The organism is Mailhella sp., assembly GCF_057866825.1.
The window spans coordinates 1-5,486 of the sequence record NZ_DBMAHT010000127.1; the positions used below are offsets into that span (position 1 = coordinate 1).

General features: G+C 61.3%; 3 protein-coding genes and 1 riboswitch. Of the genes, 1 reads left to right on the top strand and 2 read right to left on the bottom strand.

Annotation, left to right across the window (positions count from 1 at the left end; translation table 11 throughout):
* Positions 1-945 precede the first annotated feature (945 nt).
* On the bottom strand, positions 946-1,707 hold the full coding sequence (locus tag ACZM96_RS09230) for a class I SAM-dependent methyltransferase (protein WP_489488701.1): 762 nt from the start codon (positions 1,705-1,707) through the stop codon (positions 946-948).
* Positions 1,708-2,077: 370 nt separating this feature from the next.
* Positions 2,078-3,319, bottom strand: coding sequence for a GTP cyclohydrolase II (ribA, locus tag ACZM96_RS09235; RefSeq protein ID WP_489488703.1), 1,242 nt, complete (start codon positions 3,317-3,319; stop codon positions 2,078-2,080).
* Between the two features lie 82 nt (positions 3,320-3,401).
* Positions 3,402-3,549, bottom strand: a riboswitch (FMN riboswitch).
* A gap of 862 nt (positions 3,550-4,411) precedes the next feature.
* On the opposite strand from ribA, the gene ACZM96_RS09240 reads away from it, so the two are divergent.
* On the top strand, positions 4,412-4,717 hold the full coding sequence (locus ACZM96_RS09240; protein WP_489488704.1) for a hypothetical protein: 306 nt from the start codon (positions 4,412-4,414) through the stop codon (positions 4,715-4,717).
* The last annotated feature ends 769 nt before the right edge of the window (positions 4,718-5,486 follow it).

Genomic DNA, 5,486 nt, shown 5'->3' on the forward strand with positions numbered 1-5,486 from the left:
TGTTTCTGCTTCGCAGCTAAAGCTGCTTCAGCAGGGCGGGACTGCGGGTGCAGGGCGCACTGCCGAATATCGGCGGACGTTGGGAAAGGCAGGGGACTGCGGGGCGTGGAAAGGCTTGGCAGGCGCTGTTTGGACTGCGGGCTCAGTGCAGGTGTGTCCTCACGGACCCACCTGCGGTGGCCGACTCCTGTCCGACAAATGTCGGACAGTCGTGAGTAAGGAAGAGATTTCCAGATTTTTTGGGACCATCAAGGTCTGTAAATGCAACCGCAAGGCCGTCTCTCAACGCACTGGGGCCCCGGGCGACATCAGGAGCCCGGCCGACGGGCATAAGTAGGCGGGATTCACTCCCGCCGTTAAACGCAATGCCCGTCGTGCAAGTGATGCAGTCCGTACAGTGTGTCTTGGGCAAACGGGCAGTTGCGGGTACTCGGGAAAAGAAAAAGGTCGGGCATAAGTAGGCGGGATTCACTCCCGCCGTTAAACGCAATGCCCGTCGTGCAAGTGATGTAGTCCGTACAGTGTGTCTTGGGCAAACGGGCAGTTGCGGGTACTCGGGAAAAGAAAAAGGTCGGGCATAAGTAGCCGGAATTCACTTCCGGCGTTAAACGCAATGCCCGTCGTGCAAGTGATGCAGTCCGTACAGTGTGTCTTGGGCAAACGGGCGACGGCGGGCACTCGGGCTCTCATGGCAGGCTGTCTGCAAAAAAAAAGGCCGCGCAGCCTTGCTCCGATGCGGAGCCCGGCTCGGGCCTTTCGTGTTTCGCCAGGCGCGGAAAAGTTTTCCTGCCGACGCGATTTTCAGTTTTTGCGCTGTTTGAGCGCGGAGAATTTGACCGACATCCCTTGATCCTGCCGACCGGCGAAGCCGGGAGGCAGAAACAAGGGGGTGCGGGGGAAATTATTTCCCCCGCATGCCTTTTCTGTCTTTTCTGCCTTTCCTCTTTACGGTTTGACGGCGCGGGTGGCGAGGAAGCAGGGGCAGAATCTGTCGAGGAGGCGTTCGCCGCCGAAGGAATCCTCATAGAATCCGTTGATGACGAAGCCTGCGGCGATTTGACCCTGAATCTGATCGGAGAGGGAGTGACCGAATTCCACGGCGTCGCCCTTGCGTTCGAGGTCGTCCTTGCTGAGGTAGTCGAGGTCGGAGTAGGGCAGGGGATACTTGACCTGCAAAATGCCCTGTTCTTCGAGTTTTTCGTCGAACATGTAGAACACGGGGTTCATGAATCCGCTCATGAGCACGCCGCCCTTTTTGAGCACGCGGAAGGCCTCGTTCCACACCGGCTGGATGTGCGGAATGAATACGTTGGACACCGGATGCACGATGATGTCGAAGTATTCGTTGTCGAACATGGAGAGGTTGGTCATGCTGGAGAGCACGGTGTGCAGGTTGAGATTCTCCTTGCGGGCCACGGAACGGTCCTGTTCGAGCTGCGCTTCGGAGATGTCGAGCACGGTGACGTCGGCCCCTGCGGCGGCGAGCACGGGGCCCTGCTGACCGCCTCCCGAAGCCAGGCACAGGATGCGTTTATCCTTCACGGGCGGGAACCATGCGCCGGGAACGGGCTTCTGGGCGGTGAGCATGATGCACCAGTTGCCGTTTCTGGCGTTGTGTATGACTTCGGAATCGACGGGAACGGTCCAGGGATTTTTCTGACGGACCTTTTCTTCCCAGTTTTTGCTGTTCAAGGCAATGATGTCCATAGTGTCTCCTTTTGAGCATGGGCCTCGACGCAGGGGATCGGCGTTTCGGCGGATGCGGCATCCGACCTGCCGCGCCGTGAGAACGGGCAGGCGGAGCGCTGTGCGGCGATCGCAGAGAAACGCGACGGGCGTGTTTCGTGAGAGCTTCCGTCACGCGCCCGAGCTGCGGCAAAGCGGGTTGCGGCGTGGTGAGCTCGGCGCAACGATCACGCAGCGGGGCGAGCCCACGTGGGGCGAGTCGCGGAAGCTCAAGGCTTGCGTGGGAGCGCGGTCTTGAGCGTCGGCGACTGTCGCGGCGTGCGCGGCGGCCGCAGGGGCGCGGCAGAAAGCGGAATCCTGCGAAGGGGAATCGGCGAGAATGTCGGGGGAATCAGTCCTCCTTTTTTTTCTTGCCGAAGTGGAGGATGTGTCCCATTTTTTCCTGTTTGGTGCGCATGTAGTGCTCGTTGATGTCGCACAGACCGATTTCAATGGGAACGCGTTCCGTAATTTCGATGCCGTAACCTTCGAGGCCCACGATCTTGCGGGGATTGTTGGTCATGAGGCGCAGGCGGCTGATGCCGAGGTCGCGGAGAATCTGGGCTCCGGCGCCGTAGTCGCGAAGATCTGGGGCGAATCCGAGCTTGATGTTGGCTTCCACGGTGTCGTAGCCCTGTTCCTGGAGAGCGTAGGCGCGAATTTTGTTGGCAAGGCCGATGCCGCGGCCTTCCTGACGCATGTACAGCAGGGCTCCGCGGCCTTCCTTTTCTATCTGCATGAGGGCGGCGGCGAGCTGATTGCCGCAGTCGCAGCGCAGGGAACCGAAGGCGTCGCCGGTGAGGCATTCGCTGTGAACGCGCACGAGCACGGGCGAGGGATCCACGCGTTCATCGACGTCGCCCTTGACGAGGGCGATGTGGGTATCGGAGGAGGCGTCGCTTTCGTAGGCGATGATGCGGAAAGTGCCGTACTTGGTGGGCATTTTGGCTTCGGCCACGCGGCGGACGGCGAGTTTGCCGTGGCGCATGTGATAGCGGATGATGTCGCGAATGGCGGCGATGTGCAGACCGTGGGTTTCGGCGAAGGCTTCGAGATCGTCCATGCGGGCGACGGAGCCGTCTTCCTTGAGGATTTCGCAGATGACGGCGGCCGGACGCAGACCGGCGAAGGCTGCGAGATCGGAACCGGCTTCGGCGATGCCCACGCGGGTGAGGACGCCGCCGCGACGGGCGCGCAGGGGAAAGACGTGACCGGGGGTGACGATGTCGTCGGGGCCGGCGTTTTCGGCGACGGCGGCAAGAATGGTGGTGGCGCGGTCGGCGGCGGAGATGCCGGTGGTGACGCCTTCCCGGGCCTCGATGGACACGGTGAACGCGGGAGTGTGCCCGGCGTTGCTGGAGGGCATGAGGGGCAGATTGAGCTTATCCGCCATGTCGGGGGAGAGGGCGAGACAGACGAGGCCGCAGGCGTGACGCGCCATGAAGTTGATGGCGTCGGGATTGACGAGCTGGGCGGCCATGACCAGATGACCGCTGCATTCGCGATCGTCGTCGTCCACGACAACGATCATCCGCCCGTTGCGGATGTCGTCCACAGCCTGTTCGATGGAGCAAAGAGAAGAAAGCTGACGCATGACAAACTCCCTGGAGATGTCCACATCAGGGCCGCAGAAGGCGCTAGGAGAGAGGAGAGGCTTCAGAATACTGAGGCGAGGAATCCATTCTCTTTCTTCCGGACTGTTACCGTCGGCCCCGGATTTGCACCGGATCTGCGCTTTTTCCCTTGAAAACGCGCCCGCGGGCTTCCCCGCGGAATAGGGGGATCACCGCCGGTGGGGACTTTCACCCCGCCCTGAGAGTTCTTGTATGTTTTAATGTCCTGGCGGCTGGTGTCAAGGGGAGAAGGCGAAAGTTTCCGCGTTTTTGGCGGGTTGCGGGCAGGGGAGGATGCTTTTTCGGGGGAAACACTGGCCGGGGCGAAGGGGGAATGCGGGCGTTTCTGCGGGAGAGCCGGGCGGGGGAATGTGCGTGCGGCGCAGGGAAGGGCGGGGCCCCGGAAACCGGGGCGCGGAGAGGAAAAGAGAAAGCGCGGCAACGCTCCGGCGGCTGGCCCGTATTTTGTCCAGTCCGTTTCCCCCGCAGTCGCGCCTGCCCTTGGAACGTGGCCGGAAAATCTTTGACGCGTACCTGTTGCGTAGGCCCAGGCCTGCCTCACGTCGGCATGCCCTGCCCCAGGCCGCGCGGCAAGCCCCGGAGCAGAAAAATGCTTGCCAGAACGGGAAAAAAGGGATATATAGTCCTACCAACATAAAGTCCGGTTGAGTCACCCGCCGGCGTTTTCCCGAACGCCTCAGGCGTGCTGCGGCCAAGATTGCGGAACGGCGTTTTGCCGAATTCCGCAGAACGCCGGATTCGCAGTGGGAAATCTCTCCTTTATTGGGGAGTTTAGATAAAGGGCAGTTGAGCTGCCTCTTCTAAAAGAAGCCCGGAAGCTAGCGCCGGGCTTCTTCTCTATTGGAAAGCCGGATGCCCCTGCCCGCGCAGTTCCAAGGCAGGGCGCTCCCGCAGTTTTGCCCGGAACCCCGGTATTTTCCCTCAAACCGTCATGCCCGCCGCCCCTTCCGCGCCGTTCGGCCTGCACCTCTCGCCGAACCCCGAAAGGCCCGCGTTCCCATAAAATCATGCGCCGTTCTCCGTGCCGCGCTCGATATAGATAAGGAGGCTTTATGGTTCCCATTTTTTCCGCTACGCCGTCCGAACTGGGTGAATCTTCCGCGCTGGCCGAACTCCAGCTCCTCCCCGATCAGGAACTCATGAGCCTCTGGGAACAGACCCAGTTCGCCGTCGCCGCCCTCGAAGGCGCAGGCGGCAGCGCAAAAACCGCCCATACCTACGAGTTCGCCGTGCTCATGGAAATGCAAAGACGACTCGTCTCCCGCCCCTCCAGTGAACTCTTCGGCTCCGCTCCCTCCGATGCCCTCCCTGACCCCGCCCCCCAGACCTCCCCTAAGCTCATGGTCGTCAAAGCCTGAGAAAAAAGCAGGAAAGGCAGAAAGAGAGGAAAAGCAGGAAAGGCAGAAAGGCAGGAAAGGCATGCGGGGGAAATAATTCCCCCCCGCGCCCCCCTGGTTCTGCCTCCCGGCTTCGCCGGTTCGGCAGGCAGGCGCTGGCGGGAAAGCAGGGCGAGTTGCCGAATCCTGACGGCGCTTGGAAAAGCTGAGACTGCATGGCTCGGGAGTGCTTGGCTGGCTCCGTTCTGGCTGCGGACTCAGTGCAGGTGTGTCCTTACGGACCCACCTGCGGTGGCCGACTCCTGTCCGGCCTGTGCCGGACAGTCGTGTCAAAGGAAAGGATTTCCGGATTTTTTGGGGGAAACTCCGAGTTCAGGGCCGCAAAAGTAAACCGGAAGGCGTTCTCTCAACGCTCTGGGGCCCGCGGGCGACGGCAGGCAAGTAGCCGGAATTCACTCCCGCCGTTAAACGCAATGCCCGTCGTGCAAGCCAAGCAGTCCGCACAGCGTGTCTTGCGCAAACGGGCCTGCGTGTTCTTTGGGAGACTGCAAGGTCAGAAATAATTCCTCCCGCCCCCCCTGTTTCCGCTTCGCAGCCTCGCTGTTTCAGCAGGACAGGGTGAACGGGAAGATTATGCCCGAAGCAACGTGCGAAGGGGGAGTGCATGCCGGAAGGTCGTCTCTCAACGCACTGGGGCCCCGGGCGACATCAGGAGTCCGGCCGACGGGCATAAGTAGCCGGAATTCACTTCCGGCGTTAAACGCAATGCCCGTCGTGCAAGCCAAGCAGT

Coding starts and splice junctions, on each gene's coding strand:
- ACZM96_RS09230 (WP_489488701.1), bottom strand. CDS start 1,707: ATGGACATCATTGCCTTGAACAGCAAAAACTGGGAAGAAAAGGTCCGT.
- ribA (WP_489488703.1), bottom strand. CDS start 3,319: ATGCGTCAGCTTTCTTCTCTTTGCTCCATCGAACAGGCTGTGGACGAC.
- ACZM96_RS09240 (WP_489488704.1), top strand. CDS start 4,412: ATGGTTCCCATTTTTTCCGCTACGCCGTCCGAACTGGGTGAATCTTCC.